Genomic DNA, 25,822 nt, shown 5'->3' with positions numbered 1-25,822 from the left:
GACTCTCTCCCATTCAAACAGGGAGAGATTCATGAACCGCAGCCTGCTTTTCAAACTTGGCGCGATTGCGCTACTGATCCTGCTGTTGTTGATTCCACTACTGATGATCAGCGGCATCATCAGCGACCGCCAGCAACTGCGCGACGGCGTCTTGATGGACATTGCCCGCAGTTCCAGCTACGCCCAGCGCCTGGCCGGGCCGGTCATGGTGGTGCCGTATCGCAAGACCGTGCGCGAATGGAAGCTCAATGAAAAGCTCAACAAACGCTATGAAGAAACCCGTGAAGAGCGCGGTCGTCTGTATTTCCTGCCGGACCGCTTTGAACTTGACGGCAAAGTGCAAACCGAACTGCGTTCACGAGGCATCTACCAGGCGCGGCTGTTTCACGCCGACAACCGTATCAGCGGGCGTTTCGAGTTGCCTGCGCAGTTGGGCATCACGGAAAACTTTGCCGATTACCGTTTTGAACCGGCGTTCCTGGCGGTGGGTATCAGCGATATTCGCGGGATTGAAAACGCCCTGAAGCTGGAACTGGGTGACCAACGCCTGGAATTTTCGCCGGGCTCCCAAGTGGACTGGCTGGGCGAGGGCGTGCATGTGACGTTGCCGGAGCAGGACGGTAAGCAACCTGCGGTACTGGAGTTCGCCTTCGACCTGCGCCTGCAAGGCACCGAACAACTGCAAGTGGTGCCGGTGGGCAAGGCCAGCCAAGTTTCGCTGGCGTCCAATTGGCCGCACCCGAGTTTTATCGGCAACTTCCTGCCAGCTCAACGTGACGTCACCGACAAAGGCTTTACCGCTGGTTGGCAGACCTCATTCTTCTCCACCAACCTGGAGCAGGCCCTGCAAAGCTGCCTGGACGGGCAAGGCTGTGAAGACTTCACCAACCGCAGCTTTGGCGTGAACTTCATCGACCCGGTGGACCAGTACCTCAAGAGCGACCGTGCGATCAAGTATGCGCTGCTGTTTATCGCCCTGACCTTTGCCGGCTTTTTCCTGTTCGAAGTGCTCAAGAGCCTGGCGGTGCACCCGGTCCAGTATGCGTTGGTGGGCGTCGCACTGGCGTTCTTCTATCTGCTGCTGTTGTCGTTGTCCGAGCATGTGGGCTTTGCCCTGGCGTACCTGATATCCGCCAGCGCCTGCGTATTGCTGATCGGTTTCTACGTGTGCCATGTGCTGCGCAGCGTCACTCATGGCTTGGGGTTCTCGGCTGGGCTGGCGGCATTGTATGGCTTGCTTTACGGGCTGCTGAGTGCCGAGGATTACGCGCTGCTGATGGGCTCGCTGTTGCTGTTTGGCCTGCTGGGCACGGTGATGGTGCTGACGCGCAAGCTGGATTGGTATGGGGTGGGCAAGCGCAAGGTGGAGGAGGAGCAATGATTGGGTTACGCGAAGATCAGCAAATGAAGGTGAGGATGGTCAACTTCCTCAATCACACCGCCGTCCAATGTGGGAGGGGGCTTGCCCCCGATAGCGGTGGTTCAGAAACAGATGTGCCCAATGACACGCCGCAGTCGGGGGCAAGCCCCCTCCCACATTGGACGGCGGTAAGGTTTAGATGGGCGGCTGGGTCTGCAGCATCGAAGGCCGCTGGCTGACCTCGGCGTACCAGGCGGCGAGCTTGGGGTTATCCGTGCGCCATTGCAGGTCCGGGTGGCGGAAGTCCAGGTAACCCAGGGCACAGGCCACGCTGATGGCGGCGATGTCGAAGTGGCTGGCCAGTTCGGCAATCGCGTCCTGTTCCAGCTCGGCAAGGGCACGACGGATCTTGTTGCGCTGTTCATTCAGCCATTGGTCCCAGTGTTTTTCCACCGGACGCATGGCGGTCTCGTAACGCACCAGCACGGCGGCGTCCATGATGCCGTCGGCCATCGAGGCCAGGGTCAGGCGCCGCCAGCGGGCCGAACCATCGCGGGGGATCAGCGGGTTGCCGACGTGCTGGTGATCGAAGTAATCGAGGATCACCCGGCTGTCGTGCAGCACCGAACCGTCTGCCAGGCGCAGGGCCGGGATCTTGCCCACGGGGTTGCCTTGCACCACTTGGGCATCCGGGTTGACCGGGGTCGGCAGGCAAGCGTGCAGGGCCACGCGGTCCTGCTGGCCGGTCTCGATCAGCAGCACGCGGACTTTGCGTACGAAGGGTGAAGCGGGGTTGTGGAACAAGGTCATGCTGGGGGCGGACATGGGCATTCCTCGAAATGGACTGTGGCTAGCGTAGATGCTTGCGCAGTGGCTGGCGAGGGGGATTTTTAGTGATCCTGAGGGCCTCATCGGGGGCAAGCCCCCTCCCACAGTGGACGGCGTTCACAAGTCAAATGTGGGAGGGGGCTTGCCCCCGATGAGGCCCTCAGCCGCGCCGCTTGCACAACGCCAAGGTACCAATGGCAGCAGGTATGCCTAACCCCACCCAACTCAACGAATCCCACACCCCATCCCCCAGCAGCGCCGCAAACAACCCTGCGGCACTGAGCAGGCCAATCCCCATTGGTAGGCCAAACACCTTCCAGAAATTCGACTGCCGCGGCTTCATACCTTGGCCGCCTTGCGCCGCACGATCCACAGGTAAATCCCGCTTACCAGTACTACGATGGTCAGCACATCCAGCACCGCCCACAGGATCTTCATCGGCATGCCGCCGTAATCACCGAAGTGCAACGGTTGGGACAAACCCATGGCGTCCATGTACCACGGTCGTTCGGCGATGGCGGTAACGGCCAGGGTGCTGGCGTCTATCAGCACTGGCGTGAGCAGATGGGAAGTCAGGTGGGTGCTGCCCTTCATGAACACGGCGTAGTGGTGTTCACTGGAAAAACGCGTGCCGGGGAAGGCGATAAAGTCCGGTTCCATACCGGGCGCGGCTCTGGCAGCAATGCTCAGCAGTTCGGTGGCCGGTGCGCGATGGGTCAGCGGCGCGGCGTTCTTGTAGGGTTCGACCATGGCGCTGAGGCTGTCCTGACGCCAGGCGGCGATGAGCAGGTCGGCGCAGGCACTGATCACGCCGGTCACGCCCACGACCAGCGCCCAGGTCAGGGTGACTACGCCGATCAGGTTGTGCAGGTCGAGCCAGCGCAGGCGGGTGGACTTGTCCTGGCGCACGGTGGCGAATTTCAAGCGGCGCATGAACGGCAGGTACAACACCGTGCCCGAAATAATCGCCAGCACAAACAGAATACCCATGAATGCCAGCAGCAACTTGCCCGGCAGGCCGGCGAACATATCCACATGCAGGCGCAGCAGGAACAGGGTAAGGCCGCCATTGGCCGAGGGCATTTCGACCGTTTCGCCGGTTCGGGCATCGAGCATGAAGGTATGGGACGAATTCGGCTCGGTGCCTGCCGTGGCCGCCATGATCGCGATCACGCCATTCTTGTCGTCTTCGTCCCAGGCCAGGTACTGCATGGCCTCGCCGGGACGATGAGCCTGGGCCTTGGCCACAAGCTGCTCAAGGTTGAGCCGGGGAGTATCGGCGGGCATCTGCGCCAACTCGGGCTCGTTGCCCAGCAGATGGTCGATCTCATGGTGGAACACCAGCGGCAGGCCAGTGAGGGCGAGCAGCAGCAGGAATACGGTGCAGATCAGGCTGGTCCAGGTGTGGATGAAGGACCAGCGGCGGATGGTTTTGCTTTTCATTTTCTAGCCTTCAGACACACCAAGGCCGCCACGGTGACGGCCTGGTGGTTAACTCAAGCGATTACCACTGGTACGTGGCGCTGGCGACTACGCTGCGTTGGTCGCCGAAGTAGCAGTAGGAACCGTCGCAGGTGGAAATGTAATCCTTGTTGAACAGGTTGGTCGCGTTCACTTTTACCGACGCCCCCTTGAGGCTATTGTCCAGGCGGCCGAGGTCGTAGTGCACGGTGCCGTCGAACACCGTGTAGGCGTTGGCTTTGCCGGCCCAGGTATTGGCCTGGTCGCCGTAGGTATTGCCGGTGTAGCGGGCGCCAAAACCAATGCCGAAACCGTCGAGCGCGCCAGTGTGCCAGGTGTAGTCGGTCCACAGGGATGCTTGCTGGTTGGGCATCAGTTGCAGGCGGTTGCCTTTGAAGTCGCCTCTTTGCACTTCGGATTTGGCCAGGGTATACGCCGCGATCACCTTGAGGTTTTCGGTGACGTCAGAGATGGCTTCCAGCTCCAGGCCTTTGACCTTCACTTCGCCGGTCTGGTCGGTGACAGACACTCCACCGGACTGGAAACTGCTGACCAGAACGTTCTTCTGGGTCAGGTCATACACCGCGGCACTGAGCAGCGTGTTCGAGCCCGGCGGTTGGTATTTGATCCCCAATTCCCACTGCTTGCCCTCGGTGGGTTTATAGGACTCTGTAGGTGAAGCGCTGGCATTGCTCGCCGGCTGGAAAGATTCGGCGTAGGAGATATACGGTACGAAGCCCGAGTCGAACACGTAGCTCAGTGCCGCATTACCGCTGAAATTCTTGCTGCGGTCAGTATTGGTCGCGTCGTTTTTGTTGAAGTACGTGGTGCCTTGGTGCACCCAGTCTTCACGGCCGCCCAGGGTCAGGCGCCAGTTATCAAGAGCCATCTGGTCCTGGACGTAGAGGCCGGTCTGGATGGTTTTCTGGTTGTAGTCGTAGAAAGCGCCGGAGCGTGCGGGGCGTTCAACCGGCGTGGTGTTGACCGGGTTGAAGATGTTGACTCTTCCGGCCTGCCCGTAAATCGACAAGTACGAGGTATCGGTACGCTGGTGGTCCAGTCCGAGCAGAAGGGTGTGGGTGACGTCACCGGTGGCGAAATCGGCCTGAAAGTTGTTATCTACCGCCAATTGTCCGATGTTCTCGTCCACATTGGTCGACGAGCGGTCGATATTGCCCGCAGCGTCCACCGGCGCCCAGCCATAGGCACCTACGGTTAATTGCTGGAACGACAATTCTGATTTGGTGTAACGAAGATTCTGTTTGAACTGCCAGGTATCGTTAAAACGGTGCTCGAATGCGTAGCCGAGTGCGTAATAGGTACGGTCGTAGAACTCGTAATCCGGATCGCCCAGGTTCTTATGATGCGAAACGTCACCCAGTGGCGACTTGATCTTGGTGCCGACTATCGGCAGAAACTGGCTGGTGGCACCGGTATCGTCACGGGTGAACTGCGACAGCAAGGTCAGCTTGGTATCGGTATCGATGTTCCAGGTCAGGCTGGGCGCGATGTTGTAGCGTTTGTTGTCGATATGGTCGACCTGCGTACCGGCATCACGTACCACGCCGCTGAGGCCATAGAGAAACTGGCCTTCGTCATCAATCTTGCCGGTGCTGGCGAAGTTGATCTGGCGATAATTGTCGCTGCCGTATTGCACCTGGATGGCGCTGCTCTGTTCGGCGCCGGGACGACGGCTGACCATGTCCAGCAGGCCGCCCGGTGGGGTCTGGCCGTAGACCGACGAGGCCGGGCCGCGCAGCAAGGCGAGGCGATCCAGATTCCACGTTTCGGCTTTAGGGTTGGCATACACCCCGCGTGGCAGCGGCAGGCCATCGAGGAATTGCGTCGGCTCGAAGCCGCGTACGCGCATCCAGTCGTAACGGGTGTCGCTGCCGTAGCTGGCGGACACGATGCCGGGCATGTATTTGACTGCGTCGTCCAGGTTCTGGACGTTACGGTCCTGCATCTGCTCGCGGGTGGCCACCGAGATCGAGCGCGGTGCCTCGACCAACGCTGTATCGGTCTTGGTGCCGGCGGCGGTGCGCTTTGCGAGGTAGCCCTCCACCGGGCCCCAAGCGCTCTCATAGCTGTCCTGGCCGGTGATATTGGTAGTCGGCAAGGCGACGACGCCTTCCGGAACCGGCACCAAGGTGTAAGTGCCCGCACTGCTTTGTTCCAACTGCAAGCCAGTACCGCGCAACGCTTCACGCAACGCGCCCTGCGCATCGAACTGGCCCTTGACCGGGGCCGAGGTCTTGCCGGCGGCGAGTGTCGGGTTGAGGGTCAGCGCCAGGCCGGCCTGGCTGGCGATCTGGTTCAGGGTGGCGGCCAATGGCGCGGCCGGCAGGTTGTAGGCACGCATGCTGGAGGCTTGTTCAGCAGCGGCCAGTGCGGTGCTGGTCAGCGGGGTGCCGAGGGCGATGGCCAGGGCTAACAGGCTGGGGCGCAACAGGGTGTCTAGCGTGCGGGACATAAGGCGGCTCCTGAATGGAAATATTTCTCAATTGCCTAGGTGCCGAACGAGAAGCGGAAAGTGATAGGGCCGGGTGAAACTATTTTTTTGCGGTGCGTTTCAGGGCCTCATCGGGAGCAAGCCCCTCCCACATTTTGGATATGTGAATACCGTCCGATGTGGGAGGGGGCTTGCCCCCGATGGCGATTGCCCAGTCACCACAGAATCTAAGGCTTGGCAGCTACGGTCACCCACCACGGCGTGTGCTGCTTGATCTGCACGGGCAAGGTCGGCAGCAGCGCGTTCAACGCCAGGGTGGTGTCGTGCAAGGGGAAGCTGCCGGTGATACGCAGCTCGGCCACGTCGTTATCCACACCCAGGTAGCCGGCGCGGTAGCGACTCAGTTCATTGACCACATCCCCCAGGCGGGCGTTGTCGACCACCAGCATGCCGCGGGTCCAGGCATCGGAGGCCGGGGTGACAGCCGATGTCGGGCCCAGGCCGTCGCTGCGCATCAGCACCTGCTGGCCGGCCTTGAACACCTGTTCCTGATGCAGTGCCGTAGGCTGGGCGGCCACGGCGGACTGCAATACGCTCAGGCGCGTGGCCTCGTCTTCGCGCTTGACGATAAACCGCGTGCCCAGCGCTCGCAGGCTGCCGTCGCGGGTTTGCACATAGAACGGGCGTGCATCGTCATGGCCGGTTTCGACGAGGATTTCGCCTTCCTGCAACACAATCAACCGGCGTTTTTCATCGAAGCGCACATCAATGGCGCTATGGGTGTTGAGGTTGATCTGCGTGCCGTCTGCCAGTTTCAGTGTGCGTTGCTCGCCGGTGGCGGTGCGCTGGTCTGCCAGCCAATAGTGGATCGGCACGTACCGCTCGCCGGCAAACAGCGCCAGGCCGCACACCAGCACAATGCTCGCCAGGCCACGGCCCAGCTTGCGCACGCGTTGGCGAATGCCTTGGCGCGATTGCAGCAATGCCGCCCGCGCCGGGCCCGAGGCCACGCTGAAACGCTGGTCGAGCATGCCCAATTGGCGCCAGGCGCGGGCATGTTCCTCATCGCTGGCCAGCCATTTGGCGAACTCTTCGCGTTCCACCGCGCTGCCGTCGCCCGAGTCGAGGGACAGTTGCCAGGCAATCGCGGCATCCAGCACCCGCGCTGACACCGGTTTGGCACTGACGGCGGTCACGACGGCTCGCCGTACAGCGCGATGTAGCACTGGCGAATGCCCTGGGCAAGGTACTGGCGCACGCGGGGCACCGACACACCGAGGCGCCGGGCGATTTCTGCATGGCCCAGGCCGTCGAGACGGTTATAGAGGAAAGCGGCGCGAGCCTTGCTCGACAGCCTGCCGAGCAGGCGGTCGATGGCCTTGAGGTCTTCGAGGATCAGGTGCTGCTCTTGCGGCGAAGGGTGTTCGCTTTCCGGGATCAGCATCAACTCGGTGAGGTAGGCCTGTTCCAGTGCGGCGCGGCGGAAATAGTCGAACAGCAAGCCCTTGGCAATGGCCACTAGGAACGCGCGGGGTTCGCGGGGTTCGCGCAGCTCATCCCGGCCCAGCAGGCGCATGAAGGTGTCCTGGCTGAGGTCTTCGGCGCGGCTTGGACATGCCACATTGCGCCGCAGCCAGGCCAACAGCCAGCCGCGATGGTCGCGATACAACGCGCCAACAAGCTCACTGTGTGGGGTCTGGACCGACGACACGGCATCACCGAATAAATAAGGGGCTTTAACTAACGAGAATTATTCGCGATTGTGTCAGAGGCGTGAGGTGGGTGCAATTGGCGTCTGTCGGGATGCCATTAAAAGGATGGCGCTTGTTGGCGGCGTTTCCATTGGGCCAAACGCTCTTGCAGGGCATGGGGCGTGTCGATCTGCTGCTGCCTGGCACGGCTGAACAGGATCAGCATCAGCTCCGCCGTGGCCAGTGCGTCGGCGCTGGCGTGATGGCGTTCGCCTGCCTGAAGCTTGAAGTGGTTGAGCCAGTCGTCCAGGCCGGCTTCGCGCAGCGTGACGTCGGGGCACAACAGAGGGGCCAGGTCGGCTACATCCAGAACGGGATGGGCCAGTCGATAATTCAGGCTGTCCTTGAGCGCCCGGCCCAGCATGTGTTGATCGAAGGGCGCATGGAAGGCCAGCAATGGGCTGTCGCCGACAAACGTCATGAAATCCAGCAGCGCCTCGGCCGGGTCGCTGCCGGCAGCGATCGCGCTGGGGCCGAGCCCGTGGATCAGCACGCTGGGGCTGAGTTTGGTGTCGGTGCGTTGCAGGGTGCGTTCAAACAGTTGGGAAAAATCCACTGCACCATCCTCGATGACCACGGCACCGATGGACAGCACCTGGTCACGGTTAAGGTTCAGGCCGCTGGTCTCCAGGTCCACCACCACCCAGCGCTGGCTGCGCAACGAACCGTCGCCCAAGGCGCGAGGCTTGGGTAATTGCGCCAGGCGCTGCTGTTGCGCCGCATCCAGGCCAGGTTTTTTCTTATGCCACCAACTGAACAGACTCACAGTTGATACCGCAAGGTCAGGCTGCTTTGCAGGCGCTGGGCCTGGCGCAGGGCTTCACGCAGGATGCGCCGGTCCAGATGGTTGAGGCTGTCGGGGTCGACGCGGTTGGAATAGGGCAGGTTTTCACGGGTCTGCAATTGGTGCTGCTGCATACGGGTCTGCTGGATAAAGTGATAGGCCTCTTCATAGGCCGCCCCATCCAGCGGCTCGATCACTTGCTTGGCCACCAACTGGCGCAAGCGTTCCAGGGTGTTGTTGGCATGGATGCCATTGGCCAGTGCCAGCAGGCGTGCACCGTCCACGAATGGTGTAAGGCCCTGCACCTTGAGATCCAGGGTAGCCTTCTCGCCCCCTTTGCGGGTCAGCACGAACTCGCGCAAACGCCCTACCGGCGGGCGCTGGCGCAGAGCGTTTTCGGCCAACATGCGCTGGAACAAGCGGTTATCCGCCACCTGATCGAGAATGCCCTGGCGCAGTTGCTCGCAGCCGCGCTCATCGCCCCACACCGCGCGCAAATCAAAATAGATGCTCGATCCCAGCAGGTTTTCCGGTGTCGCTTCACGGATAAACGCGCCGAAGCGCCGCGCCCACTCCACTCGCGACAAACACAGCTCGGGGTTGCCGGCCATGATATTGCCCTTGCACAGGCTGAAGCCGCACAGCGCCAGGCTCTGGTTGATGTGCTGCGCCAGGGGCAGCAAGCGGCCACGGATTTCGGCAGCTTCGACAGCGTCCTTGGCCTCGAACAGGATGCCGTTGTCCTGGTCGGTATACAGCGTTTGCTCGCGGCGACCTTCGCTGCCGAAACACAACCAACTGAACGGCACACCCGGGTCGCCTTTTTCCGCGAGGGTCAATTCGATCACGCGGCACACGGTGTGGTCGTTGAGCAGCGTAATGATGTGGGTGATCTGGGTGGACGACGCGCCATGGGCGAGCATGCGCTCCACCAACTGGCCGATTTCACCGCGAATCGCCACCAGGTTTTCCACCCTGGGCGCGTTGCGGATGGTGCGTGCCAGGTGCACCAGGTCCACACGTTGCAGGGAGAACAGGTCACGTTCGGACACCACGCCACATAGGCGCTGGTCTTTGACCAGGCACACGTGGGCGATATGCCGTTCGGTCATGGCGATGGCCGCGTCGAAAGCGCTGTGGTCCGGGCTCAAGGAAAACGGCCCCTGGGTCATATGAGCTTCAATGCCCTGGCTGAAATCGCTGGTGCCATCGGCCACCACCTGGCGCAGATCACGCAGGGTAAAAATGCCCAGGGGCGCCTTGTGCGGGTCGACGATCACAATGCTGCCGACCTGCTGTTCGTGCATCAAGGTCACCGCTTCACACAGCGGCGTGTGCGGGCTGCAGGTGACCGGGTGGCGCATTGCCAATTCGCCCAATCGAGTGTTCAGCGAGTATTGGGTGCCGAGGGTTTCCACGGCTTTTTGCTGTACCTGCTGGTTGACCTGGTCGAGCAGGCTGCTGACACCGCGCAGGGCGAAATCACGAAAGGGGCTGGAAAGCGCGAACAGCTTGATAAAGGCCGGCTTGTTCAGTTGCAGGCAGAAGGTATCTTCGGCGGCCTTGTGTTCGGTACGGGTGGCGCGTTCACCCAGCAACGCAGCAAGGGGGAAACACTCGCCGGTGGTGATTTCAAAGGTAGTTTCTTGCGAGTCAGGCCGTTCGCCGACTACGCGGCCCTGCTTGACGATATAGAAGTGTTCGACCGGGCCGCCCGATGGCTTGAGGATACTGTCGCCGGGTCCGTAGAAGCGCAGTTGGCACTGTTCCACCAGAAACGCCAGGTGCGCCTGCTCCATCTGGTTGAATGGCGGGAAGCGTTGCAGGAATTGCAGGGTGCCGTGGATGTTCTGCAACACCGCAGTTTTTCCTGCCTGTGCGAATGCATCAGCTTTACTCATAACAGTGACCGCAGTTTTTGTCGTTATCGTGCTGCATGGTCGACGCCTGCACGGCGGGTGCCCATTGGACGTAAGTCTAGGTTGATGAAAACCGCACAAAACTAGGGAAAAACCTTACATGACTATCGTCCGAACCCCGTAGAACGCCCACTAGGCAAACTTTCCGACGAAGTGCACATTGTTCGCCCTTCCGACGATGTCTGACATCTGTGCTGGGAGATTGATGAGAATTGCTGAGAAACGTATGTCCGACCACGATATTTTGAGTGATGCCGAGCGCGAGGCGCTGAGCGCCGTGATGCTGGAGCCTGATTTACCGCCACAACGCGTGTTGATCGTGGACGACGACAAGGATGCGCGTGAACTGCTGGCGGAGATCCTGGGCCTGGACGGTATTCGCTGCATGACCGCCGACAGTGGTGAGAAGGCGTGGGATTTGTTGAAGTCCAGCAGCTCCATCGGTTTGCTGATCACTGACCTGCGCATGCAGCCCAGCAATGGCCTGGAGTTGATTCGCCAGGTGCGTGAGTCGACGCGTGCGGCGTTGCCGATCATCATCATGTCAGGGGACGCGGAAGCGCCGGATGTGATTGATGCGATGCATTTGAGCGTGGTGGATTTCTTGCTCAAGCCGATTGATAGCGTGAAGTTGGCGAAGTTGGTGAAGCGGGAGTTGGGAATGGTGCAATAACTACCGCTTATCTTTTCCTTGTTTGAACTGTCAATTCTCACAGTAGGCAAGCAGCTGGTCAGCGAGTCTACTGCACTGGAGAGTTCTGGTCGTCAGCCGGGACCTTATACCCTCCAAAGGAGCTCGTTATGCCTATTCAAACACCTACTGCTCAAGCCGCCAGCGACAACGCAAATATTCTAATTCTCAGGGATGGAAAGGCGCGCTTTTTAAAATCTTCTAATGTAGGAGCAAGCTTGAGACATTTTGTGGTCATCATGGAAGGCGCCGGGTCGTTGACAGCTGAGTATGGGAACACACTGTTTCCGCGGGACGAGCCGTACGAGTTCGACTTTCCACGGGATGAAGATAAGCATCGAGGAAACATTGATTATAGAGACGAAAATGGCGTTTACTTTATAAAGCCGACGTCTGGAAAGTTTTTTGTTGTTTCCAAAGACGCAGGTTCGCCAGATACGTATATAAATTATATTAACTACGTGAATTTGAAATTTGAATATGAAGGACAAGAACTCACGAGTAACGGCACAGGTGAAGCCACTTTTGTTTTTAATTGATAGCCCTCCTAATAAGAACAAAGCCCTGATCTCACGAACAGGGCTTTCTTCCTTTCAGCGTTTACTCAACGCCCATTCTTGGCCTTGAACTCCCGACGCCTGCGGTGCAACACCGGCTCGGTATACCCATTAGGCTGCTTGGTCCCCTCAATCACCAACTCCACCGCCGCCTGGAACGCGATGTTGCTGTCGAAATCCGGAGCCAGTGGGCGGTACAACGCATCACCGGCATTCTGGCGGTCCACCACCGGCGCCATGCGCTTGAGGCTTTCCATCACCTGGGCTTCATTGACAATGCCGTGACGCAACCAGTTGGCGATGTGCTGGCTGGAGATACGCAGGGTGGCACGGTCTTCCATCAGCCCGATGTCGTTGATATCCGGCACTTTCGAACAGCCAACGCCCTGGTCGATCCAACGGACCACATAGCCAAGGATGCCCTGGGCATTGTTGTCCAGTTCGTTGCGGATCTCCTCTTCAGACCAATCCGTGTTGCTGGCCAGCGGAATGGCGAGGATGTCGTCCACCGACGCACGTTCGCGCTTGGCCAGTTCGGCCTGACGGGCGAACACATCGACCTTGTGATAGTGCAGCGCATGCAGCGCCGCGGCGGTTGGTGACGGCACCCAGGCGGTGTTGGCGCCGGCCAGTGGGTGGGCGATTTTCTGTTCGAGCATCGCTGCCATGAGGTCGGGCATCGCCCACATGCCTTTACCAATCTGTGCACGACCTTGCAGGCCCGTGCTCAAGCCGATATCGACGTTCCAGTTCTCATAGGCGCCGATCCACTTCTCTGCCTTCATGGCTGCCTTGCGCACCATCGCGCCGGCTTCCATGGAGGTGTGGATTTCATCGCCGGTGCGGTCGAGGAAGCCGGTGTTGATAAACACCACGCGCTCGCTGGCCGCCTTGATACAGGCCTTGAGGTTGACCGTGGTGCGGCGCTCCTCGTCCATGATCCCGACTTTGAGGGTGTTGCGTGGCAGGTTCAGCACGTCTTCGATGCGACCGAACAGCTCGTTGGTGAACGCGGCTTCTTCCGGGCCGTGCATCTTCGGCTTGACGATGTACACCGAGCCGGTACGGCTGTTCTTGCGCGTGTTGTTGCCATTGAGGCTGTGGATCGCCGCCAGGCTGGTGAGCAGGCCGTCGAGAATGCCTTCCGGCACTTCGTGGCCGTCTTTGTCGAGGATCGCGTCGATGGTCATCAAGTGGCCAACGTTGCGCACGAACAGCAGCGAACGGCCGTGCAGGGTCACGTCCTGGCCATCCACCCCGGTGTACACGCGATCAGGGTTCATGGTGCGGGTGAAGGTCTTGCCGCCCTTGGCGACTTCTTCGGCCAGGTCGCCCTTCATCAGGCCGAGCCAGTTGCGGTAGATCACCACCTTGTCATCGGCATCCACGGCGGCGACGGAGTCTTCGCAGTCCATGATGGTGGTCAGCGCGGCTTCCATCAGTACATCTTTGACGCCGGCCGCGTCGGTCTGGCCGACTGGGGTGCTGGCGTCGATCTGGATCTCGAAGTGCAGGCCGTTGTGCTTGAGCAGGATCGCAATCGGCTCGGCCGCCGGGCCCTGGAAGCCGATCAATTGCGCATCGTCGCGCAGGCCGCTGTTACTGCCGCCCTTGAGGCTGACGATCAGCTTGCCATCGACGATCTTGTAGCCGGTGGAGTCAACGTGGCTGCCGGCGCTGAGCGGCGCGGCTTCGTCGAGGAACGCACGGGCGAAGGCGATGACCTTGTCGCCACGCACTTTGTTGTAGCCCTTGCCCTTCTCGGCGCCATCGGCTTCGCTGATGGCGTCGGTGCCATACAAGGCGTCGTACAGCGAACCCCAGCGCGCATTCGAAGCGTTAAGGGCGAAGCGGGCATTCATCACCGGCACTACCAGCTGGGGGCCGGCCATGTGCGCGATTTCGTCGTCGACGTTTTGGGTCGAGGCCTGGAAGTCTGCGGCTTCTGGCAGCAGGTATCCGATGTCTTGCAGGAAGGCTTTGTAGGCCACCGGGTCATGCGCCTGGCCCGCGTGGGTCTGGTGCCAGGTATCGATCCGCGCCTGGAAATCGTCGCGTTTGGCGAGTAGGGCTTTGTTCTTCGGTGCCAGGTCGTGGATAACCTTGTCGGCACCGGCCCAGAACTGGTCGGCAGTGATGCCGGTACCGGGAATGGCTTCGTTGTTCACGAAGTCGAACAGGACTTTGGCGACCTGCAGGCCACCGACTTGAACGTGTTCAGTCATTGCTTGCCTCACTCTGCGGAGCTTATGCGCTTTTTCAGATTTTCATTATGTAGTGCACGGTTGGGCATACTACATGATGATTTGCGGTTGTGAAAATTAGACTAAATACGTCGTTTAGCGACCCACTTTGGTCGTACGGTCACAGCGGAGAACCAGATGTTCTCAAAAAACTATTAGATTGTTCCAGATAAATCTAAAAATGGTACACGATTTGTTTTCGAGGGCTCCCGGGTCCACCTTGTAGATTGAATTCCAGAGGGCGTTGCCATGGACCATCTTGTACTCACAATTATCGCTGCCGACAAACCCGGACTGGTGGAACGCATCGCCCAGACCATTGCCGCCCACGGCGGTAACTGGCTGGAAAGCCGCATGGCTCATATGGCGGGGCAGTTTGCCGGGATCCTGCGAGTCAGCGTGCCGGCCGAGCAACACCAAGCGTTGGCCGCGGCGTTGGAGGACTTATCCACACACGGTATTCGCGTGCTGGTGGGTGAGGGCAGCAGCGGGCAGGCGGCGGCGTCCAAGCCAATCCTGATGACCTTGGTGGGCAATGACCGCTCGGGCATCGTGCGCGAGATCACCGCGCTGTTGAGTCAGCAGAGTGTCAATCTGGAACGCCTGAGTACCGATGTGCGCCCGGCGCCCATGAGCGGCGATCCGCTGTTTAACGCCGAGGCGTTGTTGCAGGTGCCAGCGAGCCTGTCGCTGGAGACTTTGCAAGCATCGCTGGAAACCTTGGCCGATGACTTGATGGTGGAGTTGCGTCAGGAGGAATAACGATACACAGGGTTATGCATGGAAAACTTGCATGGGGCTGTGGATAACCTGTAGAAATCCGACGCCAGCCCACGCCGGCCGTGCATCTCCGTCAGTTGAGCAAAAAACGAGCAGTTTCAAGGACTTGTGCACACATGGCGGGGATCAGGTTGTGGATAACCTTGGGGTGAAACGCTGCAAGCCACGAAGTCCGTGGCTTGCGGAGGTTTGTACGTTATTTGATCAGCGTTTGCGCACGCTCAGCCAGGCATCCAGGCTGTACACCACCAGGCCGGCCCAGATAAAGGCGAATGCCATCAGTGTGGCCGGCGCCAAGTGTTCGCCGAACAGCAATACGGCTTCCAGCAGCACCAGGGTCGGCGCGACGTATTGTAAAAAGCCCAGTGCGGTATAGGGCAAATGCCGAGCGGCGGCGTTGAAGCACACCAGCGGGATCAGCGTGACCGGGCCTGCGGCCACCAGCCACCAGGCTTCGGAGGTACTCCAGAATTCCAGTTGCGCACTGTGGGCCGACGGATTGAACAGCAACCACGCCACGGCAATAGGCACCAGCATCCAGGTCTCCACCACCAGCCCGGGCAATGCCTTGACCGGCGCCTGCTTGCGTATCAAGCCATAGAAACCGAAGGTCAACGCCAGCACCAGCGACACCCACGGCAAGCTGCCAACCTGCCAGACCTGTTGCGCCACGCCCACCGCCGCCAGGCCCACTGCTATCCATTGCAGGCGACGCAAGCGTTCACCGAGGATCAACATGCCCAGCAGTACATTCACCAGCGGGTTGATGTAGTAACCCAGGCTGGCCTCGAGCATACGCCCGCTGTTCACCGACCATACGTAGGTCAGCCAGTTAGCCGCAATCAACGAACCGCTGAGGGCCAGGATCGCCAGGCGCTTGGGGTTGTCGCGCAACTCGCGGAACCAGCCGGGATGTTTCCACACCATCAGCAGCAAACCGCCGAACAGCGCTGACCACAGCACACGGTGCACGATGATCTCGGCGGCGGGTACGCTGGCAATGGCTTTGAAGTAAAGCGGGAACAGACCCCAGATGACGTAGGCACTCAGGCCCAGGATGTACCCCTTGCGAGGGTTGGCGGCTTGCATTGCAGAATCCTTGCTTAGGCAGCTAACAAAGCGCGATTGTAAGGATATTTGTGCAGCAGTGGGGCCCGCTTTGCTTTATGTGGGAGGGGGCTTGCTCCCGATACGGACTGTCAGTTGAGAAATATGGCACCTGATAATCCGCTATCGGGAGCAAGCCCCCTCCCACATTAAAAGCAAAAGCGGTTAGAAGAGTTTGAGGGGTTCTTCATTGAGGGCCGATAGCTGCTCACGCAACGCCAGCACCTGGTCGCCCCAATACCGCTCGCTGCCGAACCACGGGAAGCTGTGGGGGAACGCCGGGTCATCCCAGCGGCGTGCCAGCCAGGCGCTGTAGTGCATCAGGCGCAGAGCGCGCAGGGGTTCGATCAGGGCCAGTTCGCGCGGGTCGAAATCGTGGAATTCCTGGTAGCCATCCATCAGTTCCGACAGCTGGCCCAGGCATTCCTGGCGGTCGCCGGCGAGCATCATCCACAGGTCTTGCACCGCCGGGCCCATGCGGCAATCGTCCAGGTCGACGATATGGAACATCTCGTCGCGGCACATCATGTTGCCGGGGTGGCAATCGCCGTGCATGCGGATGTTCTTGTGCGGCGTGGCTTTATAAACCTCTTCCACACGCTTGAGCAGGTCGCGGGCCACGGATTCATAGGCCGGCAACAGGCTTTTGGGAATGAAGTTGCCTTCGAGCAAGGTGTTGAGGGAATCGTGACCAAAGTTCTTCACACCCAGAGCTTCACGGTGTTCGAACGGGCGGGTGGAACCCACTGCGTGCAAACGGCCCAGCAATTGCCCGAGGCGATAGAGCTGATCAAGATTGCCTGGCTCAGGCGCCCGGCCGCCACGGCGCGGGAACAGGGTGAAGCGGAAACCTGCGTGTTCGAACAGGCTTTCGCCGTTGTGAATCAGCGGCGCTACTACCGGTACTTCGCATTCGGCCAGTTCGAAGGTAAAGCGGTGTTCTTCAAGGATTGCCTCGTTGGTCCAGCGCTGGGGCCGGTAGAACTTGGCGATCAGCGGCTCGGCGTCTTCGATACCCACTTGGTACACGCGGTTTTCGTAGCTGTTGAGCGCCAATACGCGTGCGTCGCTGAGGAAACCGATGCTTTCAACGGCGTCGAGGACCAAGTCAGGGGTGAGGGTTTCAAACGGGTGGGCCATGCGAACTCCTGCGCGCAGCAGGGCGCCGCGTCGGGCCGGGTATGGTAACGCACCGGGGCTGGGATAGGTGGTGGCTGTGCTATTGCAATCGGGGGCAAGCTCCCTCACACACTTGAATGTATTCGCAATTCAGAATTGTGGGAGGGGGCTTGCCCCCGATGAGGCCCTGTCAGGCGCCGACAACACCACCATCATCCCGCCGAATCGCCACCACCGACGAACGCGGCTTGCCATTGGGCAAATGCTCCGGCCAGGTCGAACCACCGGTTTCACCCGGATGCTGAATCCCCACAAACAAGGTTTTCTGATCCGGCGCAAAGCTGATTCCTGTCACCTCACACGCCACCGGCCCAACCATGAAACGGCGGATTTCCCCGGTGCTCGGGTCGGCACACAGCATCTGGTTATTGCCCATGCCCGCGAAGTCGCCGGCATTGCTGTAGTCGCCATCGGTCAGGATCCACAGGCGCCCAGCTTTGTCGAAACCCAGACCGTCGGGGCTATTGAACATGTTCTGGGGGTTGATATTGGATGAACCGCCCCTCGGCGTACCGGCGTGCACGCCAGGGTTGCCGGCCACCACGAACAGGTCCCAGGTGAAGTCCGTGGCGCCGTGGTTATCGGCGTCGGCCCTCCAACGCAGGATCTGGCCGTAGACGTTTTTCTCCCGTGGGTTGGGCCCGCCCACCGGCTGGCCGTCTTCGCCACGCTTGGCGTTGTTGGTCAGGGTGCAATAGACCTGGCCGTCGGTGGGGCTGACCACGATCCATTCCGGGCGGTCCATGCGCGTGGCTTTCACTACGCTGGCGGCCAGGCGCGCATGGATCAGCACCTCTGCCTGGTTGGCGAAACCGCTGCCGGCGTCGATGCCGTTTTTGCCATGGGTGAGTTCAACCCATTGGCCTTTGCCCTTGGGATGATCGGCATCGCCGTCGCCTGCGTCGAAGATGGCCACGTACAAGGTGCCGTGATCGAGCAGGTCTTTATTGGCTTTCGGATTGTCGTGGTTGATCTGATCGCGGCTGACGAATTTGTAGATGAACTCACCGCGCTCATCGTCGCCCATGTACACCACGGCGCGGCCGTCGCGGGTCTCGGCGAGGGCGGCGTTTTCGTGCTTGAAGCGACCCAGTGCCGTGCGCTTGACCGGAGTGGATTGCGGATCGAATGGGTCGATTTCCACCACCCAGCCATGGCGATTGAGTTCATTGGGGTTCTTGGCCATGTCGAAACGTGGGTCGTGCGGGTGCCAGTTGATGTCTTTGCTGGCGGCTACCACGCCGTAGCGCTTCTGCCCGGCGTCGAAAGCTTGCTGCGGGTTGCTGCTGCCGAAACAGTCGGTGAAGTTTTCTTCGCAGGTCAGGTAGGTGCCCCAGGGGGTCTTGCCGTTGGCGCAGTTCTGGAATGTGCCGAGGACTTGCTTGCCGCTTTTGTCGGCGCGGGTTTTCAGCCAGTCATGGCCGGCGGCGGGGCCGCTCAAACGGATCGGTGTGTTGCCGTGGATGCGCCGGTTGTAGCGCGAATCCTGGACGAACTGCCAGGTGTCGCCCTTGCGCCGCACTTCGATGACCGACACGCCTTCGCTGGCCAGGGCCTTGCGTACCTCTTCAGCTGACTGCGGTGCACCGCCGTGGGCGAAGAGGTATCGATAGTTGGTGTACTCGTTGTTGATCGCCATCAGCGCGCGGCCGTTGTCGCCCGGGAAGGGAAACAGGCTCATGCCGTCGTTGTGGTCGCCGAACTGTTGTTCCTGCGCCTTGGCCGTACCATTGCCGGACGGGTCGAAAGCCGGCGCGTTCTTGTGCAATGGCTGGCCCCAACTGATCAGCACCGAAGCGCTGTAGCCCGGAGGCAGGGTGATGGTGTCGCTGGTGGCAGCGGCAATGCTGGTGAAGCCCAGCAATGGGCTGGCGGAGGCGGCGTTCACGGCCAGGGCGCTGCGGCTCAGCAGGTTGCCACCCAGGAACATCGCCGCGCCGCACAGGGCGCCTGCGCCAATAAAGCGGCGACGTGTGAGGCCGACCATCTGTTCAAGGTCGGTGGCTTGGTTTTCTTCTAATAGGCTCATCTCAGGCTCCCTGCGGTTTTTGCAGACACCTTAAGCAGCGCTTGTGACCAAATTGTTGCAGTTCGAAGACTTTGGCCCGCTATACCGGCGTGCCAAGCAACACATTGCTGGGGGCGAATTGCACGCGGATCGGTTGGCCCTCGGCAGCGTCAAGGGCCTGGAGTGCAGCGGGCGGTGCCAGCGCGCATAGCACCTGGCCGTTGGGCAGGGCGACACGCACCTCACTGGGGCCATCTTCGGCGTCGAGAATCATCTCGATCACACCGCCCATGCAATTGTGTCCAGGTGTTTCAGGCTGCCCGATCGCCAGCAATTCGAGCCACCCGGCCTTGATCAGGGCGACCACCTCCACGCCGACCTGCAGTTCCAGTCGTTGGGTGCTGTCGTGGGTGATCTGTGCGTCCAGATGCAGACCGCCGGCCAACTGCAGGCCAATCATGTCATTGCGGCCATGGCTGTCGATGGCGCTGACCTGGCCGTGCAATTGGTTGCGCGCACTGGTGCGCAGCATCAAGCGGCCCAGCAGGTTGAAGTCGCTGGCCGCTTCGTCCGAGCCGAGTACTTCGGCCTGCAACACTTGCAGGCGCTGATAGAGGCGCAACACCCGTTCACCTTCTTGCGTCAGCTTGGCGCCGCCACCACCCTTGCCGCCGACGCTGCGTTCAACCAGCGGTTTTTGCGCCAGGTTGTTCAGTTCGTCGATGGCGTCCCAAGCAGCCTTGTAACTCAACCCGGCGCTTTTGGCCGCACGGGTGATGGAACCCTGCTCGGCGATATGCCCCAGCAAGGCAATGCGCTGGGGCCGACGGATGATGTGCTGGTTGAGGGGGTTGGGCAGGGACATGGGCATACGTCTGGATGAGATGAGCGGACGTTGCCGTCCTGGCGCAGGGGAGTCAAGTCAGACGCTGGACCTTGGTGTACGTGCCAGGCAATAGACGTCGACTTGGCGTGCGCCGGCACCTATCAACAGCCGCGCCAGGCTGTGGGCCGTGGCGCCGGTGGTGAGTACGTCGTCTACCAACGCCAGATGTTGCCCTGCTACGTGGGCGTCGGGTGCCAGGGCAAAAGCGTTGAGCAGGTTGCATTTGCGGGCCTTGGCATCCAGGTCTTGCTGCGCGACGGTTTCATAAGGGCGTAATAACGCATGTTCATGATAGGGAATCTCGAGGGCTTTACTGAGCCAGCGGGCCACCATCAACGCTTGGTTAAAGCCGCGCTCGCGCAGGCGTCTGCGGGCCATGGGCACCGGCAGCAGGCCGTCGGGTCGGTCGAGTTCAGCGTTGTCGAAGCGGTGTTGCAGGTGTTGCCCCAGCAGGCGTGCCAGCATGTGTCCCAGCGGCCAACGGCCCTGGTGCTTGAAGCGGCTGATGAGGGTGTCGATGGGAAAGCTATAGGTCCAAGGCGCGACGACCTGCTGGAAAGCGGGTGAATGCCTTTGGCACTGCCCGCAAATCAAGCCATCCATCGGCAAGGGCAGGGCGCAGCGTTCACACTGCTCCATTAGCCAAGGCAGGTCTGTTTCGCAGACGTTGCATATATCTTCGGCTGACTGAGTGCTTTCATCGCAAATCAGGCAGGATTGTATGTTTTTTGACCAGATGTAAACTTGTCGTTTGTGGTCAGGTTGACAGTGCATGATTCTTCCTTAAATATGCCGGCATCCGTGTCGTGCCTGTGGGTATTACCCTTCCCGCAGCGCTTGCCAAAGCATAATCAAGGAATCGCCCATGAGCGCCAGCACCTCTGCCACCCTGCGTCACGATTGGTCCTTAGCCGAAGTCAAAGCCCTGTTCGTGCAGCCATTCAATGACCTGTTGTTCCAGGCGCAGACCGTGCACCGCGCGCATTTCGACGCCAACCGCGTGCAGGTATCGACCTTGCTGTCGATCAAGACCGGCGCCTGCCCGGAAGATTGCAAATATTGTCCGCAGTCGGGCCACTACAACACCGGCCTGGAAAAAGAAAAGCTGATGGAAGTGCAAAAGGTCCTCGAAGAGGCTGCCCGCGCCAAGGCCATCGGCTCGACGCGTTTCTGCATGGGCGCGGCGTGGAAACACCCGTCGGCCAAGGACATGCCCTACGTGTTGGAGATGGTCAAAGGCGTGAAGGCCATGGGCCTGGAAACCTGCATGACCCTCGGGCGCCTCGACCAGGACCAGACTGAAGCCCTGGCTCAGGCCGGCCTGGATTACTACAACCACAACCTCGATACCTCGCCGGAGTTTTACGGCTCGATCATCACCACCCGCACCTACGGCGAGCGCCTGCAAACCCTGGCTTATGTGCGTGATTCGGGGATGAAGATCTGCTCGGGCGGCATCCTCGGCATGGGCGAGTCCCTTGACGACCGCGCCAACCTGCTGATCCAGTTGGCCAACCTGCCCGAGCACCCGGAGTCGGTGCCGATCAACATGCTGGTGAAGGTTGCCGGCACGCCGTTGGAGAACGCCGACGATATCGACCCCTTTGATTTCATCCGCATGCTGGCGGTGGCACGCATCCTCATGCCGAAATCCCACGTGCGCCTGTCCGCCGGCCGCGAGGCCATGAACGAGCAGATGCAGGCCCTGGCGTTCTTTGCCGGCGCCAACTCGATCTTCTACGGCGACAAACTGCTGACCACCGCCAACCCGCAGGCCGACAAGGACATGCAACTGTTTGCACGCCTGGGCATCCTGCCTGAAGCTCGCGAAGAGCACGCTGATGAAGTGCACCAGGCGGCGATCGAGCAGGCGCTGGTGGAGCAAAAGAGCAGCGAGCAGTTCTACAACGCTGTCGTCTGATTGAAATGGGATCCAAATGTGGGGGGCTTGCTCCCACATTATTTGATCCAGTTGAACCCGCCAAATCGAGGCCAGCATGTCTTTTGATCTCGCCGCGCGCCTCGCTGCCCGCCGTGCCGAACATCTGTACCGTCAACGCCCGCTGCTGCAGAGCCCTCAAGGGCCCGAAGTGGTGGTGGATGGCCAGCCATTGTTGGCGTTCTGCAATAACGATTACCTGGGCCTGGCCAATCACCCGCAGGTGATCCAGGCCTGGCGCGCCGGAGCGGCCCGTTGGGGCGTGGGCGGTGGCGCTTCGCATCTGGTGGTGGGCCACGCCACGCCGCACCATGAGTTGGAAGAAGCCCTGGCTGATTTGACCGGGCGCCCGCGTGCACTGCTGTTCACTACCGGCTACATGGCCAACCTCGGCGCGGTCACGGCATTGGTGGGGCAGGGCGATACGGTGCTGCAAGATCGCCTCAACCACGCGTCATTGCTGGATGCCGGCTTGCTGTCAGGGGCGCGTTTCAATCGCTACCTACATAACGACGCCGACAGCCTGGCCAAGCGCCTGGAGAAGGCCAGCGGCAATACGCTGGTGGTCACTGATGGCGTGTTCAGCATGGACGGCGACCTGGCCAACCTCCCCGCACTGGCCCGTGAAGCCAAGGCCAGAGGTGCCTGGCTGATGGTGGATGACGCCCATGGCTTCGGTCCGTTGGGCGCCCAGGGCGGTGGCATCGTCGAGCATTTCGGCTTGAGCCAGGAGGACGTGCCGGTGCTGGTGGGCACCTTGGGCAAAGCCTTCGGCACCGCCGGGGCATTTGTGGCTGGCAGCGATGAGTTGATCGAAAGCCTGATCCAGTTTGCCCGCCCGTATATCTACACCACCAGCCAACCCCCGGCACTGGCTTGCGCCACCCTGAAAAGCCTGGAACTGTTGCGCCATGAACATTGGCGCCGCGAGCACCTCAACGGGTTGATCCGCCAGTTCCGCCAGGGCGCCGAGCAGATGGGCCTGGCGTTGATGGACAGCTTTACGCCGATCCAGCCGATCCTGATTGGCGACAGCGCCCGGGCGTTGCGCCTGTCGCAAATGCTGCGCGAGCGTGGCCTGATGGTCACTGCGATCCGCCCGCCTACGGTGCCCGCCGGCACCGCCCGTTTACGGGTGACATTAACGGCGGCCCACAGCGAGGCGCAGGTGCAGCTATTGTTGAACGGGTTGGAAGAGTGTTTCCGCTTGTTAGGCGCCTCGGAGCCCGACCATGCGTAATCGACTGATATTGCTGCCCGGCTGGGGGCTCGGTGTGTCACCGCTGGAGCCGCTGGCCGCTGCACTGCACGGCCTGAACGAGCATCTGCGGGTACAGATCGAGCCTTTGCCGGTGCTGGATTCCAGTGATGTGGGTGAATGGCTCGACGAGCTCGATGCGACGCTGCCGGACAACGTCTGGCTCGGTGGTTGGTCCCTCGGCGGCATGCTCGCTTCAGAGCTGGCGGCGCGGCGCGGCGAGCGTTGCTGCGGTTTGCTGACCCTGGCGAGCAATCCGTGTTTCGTCGCCCATGACAGCTGGCCCCACGGGATGCCGGCCGAGTCCTTTGATGCATTCCTGGCGGGCTGCCATGCCGACTCCCAGGTCACCCTCAAGCGCTTCGGCCTGCTGTGCGCCAAGGGCGCCGCAGACCCCCGCGGACTGTCGCGGCTGCTGGTCAGCGGTGCGCCGAATACACTCCCCAGTGTCTTGATGCCTGGCCTGGAACTGCTGGCCCAACTGGATACCCGAGCCGCCTTGCAGGCATTTCGCGGGCCGCAGTTGCATTTGTTTGCCGGCTTGGATGGGCTGGTGCCTGCCGAAGCCGCCAGTGATCTGCTGGCCTTGCTCCCCGATGTAGAAGTCGGCCTGATTGAACAGGCCGGTCACGCGTTTCTCCTGGAAGACCCCCACGGTGTAGCGGGGGCCATCCAGGCTTTTTTGCATGAGTGTGTTGATGACTGATTTATCCCATCCTTGCCTGCCGGGCGCCTTGCCGGACAAGCGCCAGGTCGCGGCCTCGTTTTCCCGTGCAGCGGCCAGCTACGACAGCGTGGCCGAGTTGCAGCGGGCGGTGGGGCATGAATTGCTCAGCCGTTTGCCGCCCAACCTTTCGCCACAATGCTGGCTGGATATGGGCTGCGGCACGGGCTACTTCAGCCGGGTACTGGGTGAGCGTTTGCCTGCAAGCGAAGGCATCGCGCTGGATATCGCCGAAGGCATGCTCAACCATGCGCGGCCTTTGGGCGGTGCGCAGCACTTCATTGCCGGTGATGCGGAACGCTTGCCGCTTAAGGCTGACAGCATCGAATTGCTCTTTTCCAGCCTTGCGGTGCAATGGTGCGCAAATTTCGATGCAGTACTCAGTGAAGCTCATCGCGTACTGCGACCGGGCGGTGTGCTGGCCTTCGCGAGCCTGTGCACAGGCACGCTGGATGAACTGCGCGAAAGCTGGCGGGCGGCGGATGGCCTGGTCCACGTTAACCGCTTCCGCACCTTCGAGGCTTATCAACAACTGTGTGCGATCAGTGGCTTGCGGGTGATGAGCCTGGAGCGACAGCCCCATGTGCTGCATTACCCGGATGTGCGCAGCCTGACCCACGAACTCAAGGCGTTGGGCGCCCATAACCTCAACCCGGGCCGCCCGGGAGGGTTGACGGGCCGCGCACGGATGGTGGCACTGGTCGATGCTTACGAGCAGTTGCGTCAGGCCCATGGCCTGCCTGCCACCTACCAAGTGGTGTATGCCGTATTGGAGAAACCTGCATGAGCGCCGCTTATTTCATCACCGGCACCGACACCGATGTGGGCAAGACCACTATCGCGGCTGGCCTGCTGCATGCCGCCAGGCTGGCAGGTAAAAGTACCGCAGCCGGAAAACCGGTGGCGTCGGGCTGCCAACTGACTGCCCAAGGGTTGCGCAACACCGATGCCTTGGCGCTGTTGGCCGAATGTTCAGTGCCGCTGAGCTATGCAGAGGTCAACCCGGTAGCATTCGAGCCGGCTATCGCGCCTCATCTGGCCGCACGCGAGGCAGGTGTCGCGTTGACGGTGCAATCGTTGCTCAAGCCGATGCAGCAAGTCCTGGCCCGTGGCGCGGATTTCACCTTGATCGAGGGCGCGGGCGGGTGGCGCGTACCCTTGGCTGACCAGGCCAACTTGTCGGACCTGGCCATGGCGCTCAAGCTGCCAGTGATCCTGGTGGTTGGGGTGCGCCTGGGTTGTATCAGCCATGCATTGCTTACCGCCGAAGCCATCGCACGGGACGGCTTGCCGCTGGCGGGTTGGGTGGCGAACATCATCGACCCCAAGACCTCTCGTCTGGAAGAAAACCTCGCCACCCTGGCTGAGCGCTTGCCGGCGCCTTGCCTGGGAAGAGTGCCGAAACTCAAGCACGCCGGGGCGGCTGCAGTGGCCGAATACCTTGAATTGGACCTGCTTGACTGATTTTGGCTATCACTAAGGCAATGTGCCATTAGTGTTTTTGACGGGCCTTTTGCCAAGATGTCTGCTTCAATCCAACTTCACGATTCTCTAAAGGCAGGTTTACGCCATGGAAATCTCTGGCAGCAGCGCGTTTTATTCGGGACTGAACAGCATTCAGGCCGGGCAGAACCGCGTCGACCAGGCGGCCGGCAAGATTGCCAGCGCCGCGACGACCCAGCCATCGGGTGCACAAAGTGATCGTCTGCAAGCCAGCGACCGCGCCCAGCCATCCAATTCGGCGAGCAATATGGTGGAAATGGCCCAGGGCAAGTTTCAAGTGGAGCTGGGGGCGAAAGTCGCGAAGGCTTCGAATGAAATGCTTGGCACCTTGATCGACACCTACGCCTGATCCTCTTTCATGTACGTAGTTCAAAAAGTGGGAGGGGGCTTGC

General features: G+C 60.8%; 24 protein-coding genes. 10 read left to right on the top strand and 14 right to left on the bottom strand.

Annotation, left to right across the window (positions count from 1 at the left end; all coding sequences use genetic code 11):
* The first annotated feature begins 31 nt into the window (after positions 1–31).
* The gene (creD, locus tag BLU48_RS25765) at positions 32–1,381 is read left to right on the top strand and encodes a cell envelope integrity protein CreD (protein ID WP_057022914.1); all 1,350 of its coding nucleotides are present in this window, start codon (positions 32–34) and stop codon (positions 1,379–1,381) included.
* Positions 1,382–1,555: 174 nt separating this feature from the next.
* Here the strand turns inward: creD and BLU48_RS25760 are convergent, their stop codons facing one another.
* The 8 genes from BLU48_RS25760 to BLU48_RS25725 form a co-directional block, all read right to left on the bottom strand.
* Positions 1,556–2,185 (bottom strand): glutathione S-transferase, encoded by a 630-nt coding sequence (locus BLU48_RS25760; protein ID WP_057022915.1) that lies wholly within the window; start codon positions 2,183–2,185, stop codon positions 1,556–1,558.
* Between the two features lie 163 nt (positions 2,186–2,348).
* The gene (locus tag BLU48_RS25755) at positions 2,349–2,531 is read right to left on the bottom strand and encodes a hypothetical protein (protein WP_057022916.1); all 183 of its coding nucleotides are present in this window, start codon (positions 2,529–2,531) and stop codon (positions 2,349–2,351) included.
* Positions 2,528–3,631, bottom strand: coding sequence for a PepSY-associated TM helix domain-containing protein (locus tag BLU48_RS25750; RefSeq protein ID WP_057022917.1), 1,104 nt, complete (start codon positions 3,629–3,631; stop codon positions 2,528–2,530). Before BLU48_RS25750 ends, BLU48_RS25755 begins: the two co-directional genes overlap by 4 nt.
* A gap of 61 nt (positions 3,632–3,692) precedes the next feature.
* The gene (locus tag BLU48_RS25745) at positions 3,693–6,122 is read right to left on the bottom strand and encodes a TonB-dependent siderophore receptor (RefSeq protein ID WP_057022918.1); all 2,430 of its coding nucleotides are present in this window, start codon (positions 6,120–6,122) and stop codon (positions 3,693–3,695) included.
* Between the two features lie 206 nt (positions 6,123–6,328).
* Complete coding sequence (locus BLU48_RS25740; protein WP_057022919.1) at positions 6,329–7,297, bottom strand: FecR domain-containing protein; 969 nt, start codon at positions 7,295–7,297, stop codon at positions 6,329–6,331.
* Positions 7,294–7,812 carry an RNA polymerase sigma factor gene (locus BLU48_RS25735; protein WP_043049751.1) on the bottom strand — a complete coding sequence of 173 codons (519 nt, stop codon included), beginning with the start codon at positions 7,810–7,812 and terminating at the stop codon, positions 7,294–7,296. Before BLU48_RS25735 ends, BLU48_RS25740 begins: the two co-directional genes overlap by 4 nt.
* A gap of 98 nt (positions 7,813–7,910) precedes the next feature.
* On the bottom strand, positions 7,911–8,618 hold the full coding sequence (locus tag BLU48_RS25730; RefSeq protein WP_057022920.1) for a 3'-5' exonuclease: 708 nt from the start codon (positions 8,616–8,618) through the stop codon (positions 7,911–7,913).
* Positions 8,615–10,537 (bottom strand): putative nucleotidyltransferase substrate binding domain-containing protein, encoded by a 1,923-nt coding sequence (locus BLU48_RS25725; protein WP_057022921.1) that lies wholly within the window; start codon positions 10,535–10,537, stop codon positions 8,615–8,617. Before BLU48_RS25725 ends, BLU48_RS25730 begins: the two co-directional genes overlap by 4 nt.
* A 244-nt stretch (positions 10,538–10,781) precedes the next feature.
* Between BLU48_RS25725 and BLU48_RS25720 the strand changes: the two genes are divergently transcribed.
* Positions 10,782–11,228, top strand: coding sequence for a response regulator (locus BLU48_RS25720; protein ID WP_057013953.1), 447 nt, complete (start codon positions 10,782–10,784; stop codon positions 11,226–11,228).
* Positions 11,229–11,356: 128 nt separating this feature from the next.
* Entirely contained in the window at positions 11,357–11,785 is a 429-nt protein-coding gene (locus tag BLU48_RS25715) for a hypothetical protein (RefSeq protein ID WP_057022922.1), read from the top strand.
* 65 nt (positions 11,786–11,850) lie between these two features.
* Here the strand turns inward: BLU48_RS25715 and BLU48_RS25710 are convergent, their stop codons facing one another.
* Positions 11,851–14,028: a malate synthase G gene (locus tag BLU48_RS25710; protein WP_057022923.1), complete on the bottom strand. Its 2,178-nt coding sequence runs from the start codon at positions 14,026–14,028 to the stop codon at positions 11,851–11,853.
* Between the two features lie 267 nt (positions 14,029–14,295).
* Between BLU48_RS25710 and BLU48_RS25705 the strand changes: the two genes are divergently transcribed.
* Complete coding sequence (locus tag BLU48_RS25705; protein ID WP_057022924.1) at positions 14,296–14,808, top strand: glycine cleavage system transcriptional repressor; 513 nt, start codon at positions 14,296–14,298, stop codon at positions 14,806–14,808.
* A 222-nt stretch (positions 14,809–15,030) separates the two neighbouring features.
* On the opposite strand, the gene rarD is transcribed toward BLU48_RS25705, so the two are convergent.
* From rarD to BLU48_RS25680, 5 genes are all read right to left on the bottom strand, one after another.
* Positions 15,031–15,915 carry an EamA family transporter RarD gene (rarD, locus tag BLU48_RS25700; protein ID WP_046069823.1) on the bottom strand — a complete coding sequence of 295 codons (885 nt, stop codon included), beginning with the start codon at positions 15,913–15,915 and terminating at the stop codon, positions 15,031–15,033.
* A 183-nt stretch (positions 15,916–16,098) separates the two neighbouring features.
* Positions 16,099–17,073: a serine/threonine protein kinase gene (locus BLU48_RS25695; RefSeq protein WP_034116112.1), complete on the bottom strand. Its 975-nt coding sequence runs from the start codon at positions 17,071–17,073 to the stop codon at positions 16,099–16,101.
* A 169-nt stretch (positions 17,074–17,242) separates the two neighbouring features.
* On the bottom strand, positions 17,243–19,141 hold the full coding sequence (locus BLU48_RS25690) for a PhoX family protein (protein WP_057022925.1): 1,899 nt from the start codon (positions 19,139–19,141) through the stop codon (positions 17,243–17,245).
* A 79-nt stretch (positions 19,142–19,220) separates the two neighbouring features.
* Entirely contained in the window at positions 19,221–19,985 is a 765-nt protein-coding gene (locus BLU48_RS25685; RefSeq protein WP_057022970.1) for a TOBE domain-containing protein, read from the bottom strand.
* A gap of 57 nt (positions 19,986–20,042) precedes the next feature.
* Positions 20,043–20,780, bottom strand: a complete 738-nt coding sequence (locus BLU48_RS25680; protein ID WP_057022926.1) for a ComF family protein — start codon at positions 20,778–20,780, stop codon at positions 20,043–20,045.
* Between the two features lie 91 nt (positions 20,781–20,871).
* Here BLU48_RS25680 and bioB point away from each other — a divergent pair, with 91 nt between their 5' ends.
* The 6 genes from bioB (at position 20,872) to BLU48_RS25650 (ending at position 25,779) form a co-directional block, all read left to right on the top strand.
* Positions 20,872–21,927, top strand: a complete 1,056-nt coding sequence (gene bioB, locus BLU48_RS25675) for a biotin synthase BioB (RefSeq protein ID WP_043049742.1) — start codon at positions 20,872–20,874, stop codon at positions 21,925–21,927.
* A 76-nt stretch (positions 21,928–22,003) separates the two neighbouring features.
* On the top strand, positions 22,004–23,185 hold the full coding sequence (gene bioF / locus BLU48_RS25670) for an 8-amino-7-oxononanoate synthase (RefSeq protein ID WP_057022927.1): 1,182 nt from the start codon (positions 22,004–22,006) through the stop codon (positions 23,183–23,185).
* Positions 23,178–23,909, top strand: coding sequence for an alpha/beta fold hydrolase (locus BLU48_RS25665; protein ID WP_057022928.1), 732 nt, complete (start codon positions 23,178–23,180; stop codon positions 23,907–23,909). The genes bioF and BLU48_RS25665 overlap by 8 nt, the downstream gene beginning before the upstream one ends.
* Positions 23,902–24,714 carry a malonyl-ACP O-methyltransferase BioC gene (gene bioC, locus BLU48_RS25660; protein ID WP_057022929.1) on the top strand — a complete coding sequence of 271 codons (813 nt, stop codon included), beginning with the start codon at positions 23,902–23,904 and terminating at the stop codon, positions 24,712–24,714. Before BLU48_RS25665 ends, bioC begins: the two co-directional genes overlap by 8 nt.
* Entirely contained in the window at positions 24,711–25,391 is a 681-nt protein-coding gene (gene bioD, locus BLU48_RS25655; protein WP_057022930.1) for a dethiobiotin synthase, read from the top strand. Before bioC ends, bioD begins: the two co-directional genes overlap by 4 nt.
* A gap of 106 nt (positions 25,392–25,497) precedes the next feature.
* Positions 25,498–25,779 carry a hypothetical protein gene (locus BLU48_RS25650; RefSeq protein WP_046069815.1) on the top strand — a complete coding sequence of 94 codons (282 nt, stop codon included), beginning with the start codon at positions 25,498–25,500 and terminating at the stop codon, positions 25,777–25,779.
* The last annotated feature ends 43 nt before the right edge of the window (positions 25,780–25,822 follow it).

Origin of the sequence: Pseudomonas synxantha, assembly GCF_900105675.1 — a bacterium.
Classification (GTDB): domain Bacteria; phylum Pseudomonadota; class Gammaproteobacteria; order Pseudomonadales; family Pseudomonadaceae; genus Aquipseudomonas; species Aquipseudomonas synxantha.
This window is presented reverse-complemented; position numbering and strand designations above follow the sequence as displayed.

Excerpts from the sequence above, each read along its gene's own strand:
- BLU48_RS25755 (WP_057022916.1), bottom strand. The coding sequence starts at position 2,531 with ATGAAGCCGCGGCAGTCGAATTTCTGGAAGGTGTTTGGCCTACCAATG.
- BLU48_RS25710 (WP_057022923.1), bottom strand. The coding sequence starts at position 14,028 with ATGACTGAACACGTTCAAGTCGGTGGCCTGCAGGTCGCCAAAGTCCTG.
- BLU48_RS25665 (WP_057022928.1), top strand. The coding sequence starts at position 23,178 with ATGCGTAATCGACTGATATTGCTGCCCGGCTGGGGGCTCGGTGTGTCA.
- creD (WP_057022914.1), top strand. The coding sequence starts at position 32 with ATGAACCGCAGCCTGCTTTTCAAACTTGGCGCGATTGCGCTACTGATC.
- BLU48_RS25705 (WP_057022924.1), top strand. The coding sequence starts at position 14,296 with ATGGACCATCTTGTACTCACAATTATCGCTGCCGACAAACCCGGACTG.
- BLU48_RS25680 (WP_057022926.1), bottom strand. The coding sequence starts at position 20,780 with ATGCACTGTCAACCTGACCACAAACGACAAGTTTACATCTGGTCAAAA.
- BLU48_RS25695 (WP_034116112.1), bottom strand. The coding sequence starts at position 17,073 with ATGGCCCACCCGTTTGAAACCCTCACCCCTGACTTGGTCCTCGACGCC.
- BLU48_RS25760 (WP_057022915.1), bottom strand. The coding sequence starts at position 2,185 with ATGTCCGCCCCCAGCATGACCTTGTTCCACAACCCCGCTTCACCCTTC.
- bioB (WP_043049742.1), top strand. The coding sequence starts at position 20,872 with ATGAGCGCCAGCACCTCTGCCACCCTGCGTCACGATTGGTCCTTAGCC.
- bioC (WP_057022929.1), top strand. The coding sequence starts at position 23,902 with ATGACTGATTTATCCCATCCTTGCCTGCCGGGCGCCTTGCCGGACAAG.
- BLU48_RS25745 (WP_057022918.1), bottom strand. The coding sequence starts at position 6,122 with ATGTCCCGCACGCTAGACACCCTGTTGCGCCCCAGCCTGTTAGCCCTG.
- BLU48_RS25650 (WP_046069815.1), top strand. The coding sequence starts at position 25,498 with ATGGAAATCTCTGGCAGCAGCGCGTTTTATTCGGGACTGAACAGCATT.
- bioF (WP_057022927.1), top strand. The coding sequence starts at position 22,004 with ATGTCTTTTGATCTCGCCGCGCGCCTCGCTGCCCGCCGTGCCGAACAT.
- BLU48_RS25685 (WP_057022970.1), bottom strand. The coding sequence starts at position 19,985 with ATGTCCCTGCCCAACCCCCTCAACCAGCACATCATCCGTCGGCCCCAG.
- BLU48_RS25690 (WP_057022925.1), bottom strand. The coding sequence starts at position 19,141 with ATGAGCCTATTAGAAGAAAACCAAGCCACCGACCTTGAACAGATGGTC.
- rarD (WP_046069823.1), bottom strand. The coding sequence starts at position 15,915 with ATGCAAGCCGCCAACCCTCGCAAGGGGTACATCCTGGGCCTGAGTGCC.
- BLU48_RS25725 (WP_057022921.1), bottom strand. The coding sequence starts at position 10,537 with ATGAGTAAAGCTGATGCATTCGCACAGGCAGGAAAAACTGCGGTGTTG.
- bioD (WP_057022930.1), top strand. The coding sequence starts at position 24,711 with ATGAGCGCCGCTTATTTCATCACCGGCACCGACACCGATGTGGGCAAG.
- BLU48_RS25715 (WP_057022922.1), top strand. The coding sequence starts at position 11,357 with ATGCCTATTCAAACACCTACTGCTCAAGCCGCCAGCGACAACGCAAAT.
- BLU48_RS25720 (WP_057013953.1), top strand. The coding sequence starts at position 10,782 with ATGTCCGACCACGATATTTTGAGTGATGCCGAGCGCGAGGCGCTGAGC.
- BLU48_RS25750 (WP_057022917.1), bottom strand. The coding sequence starts at position 3,631 with ATGAAAAGCAAAACCATCCGCCGCTGGTCCTTCATCCACACCTGGACC.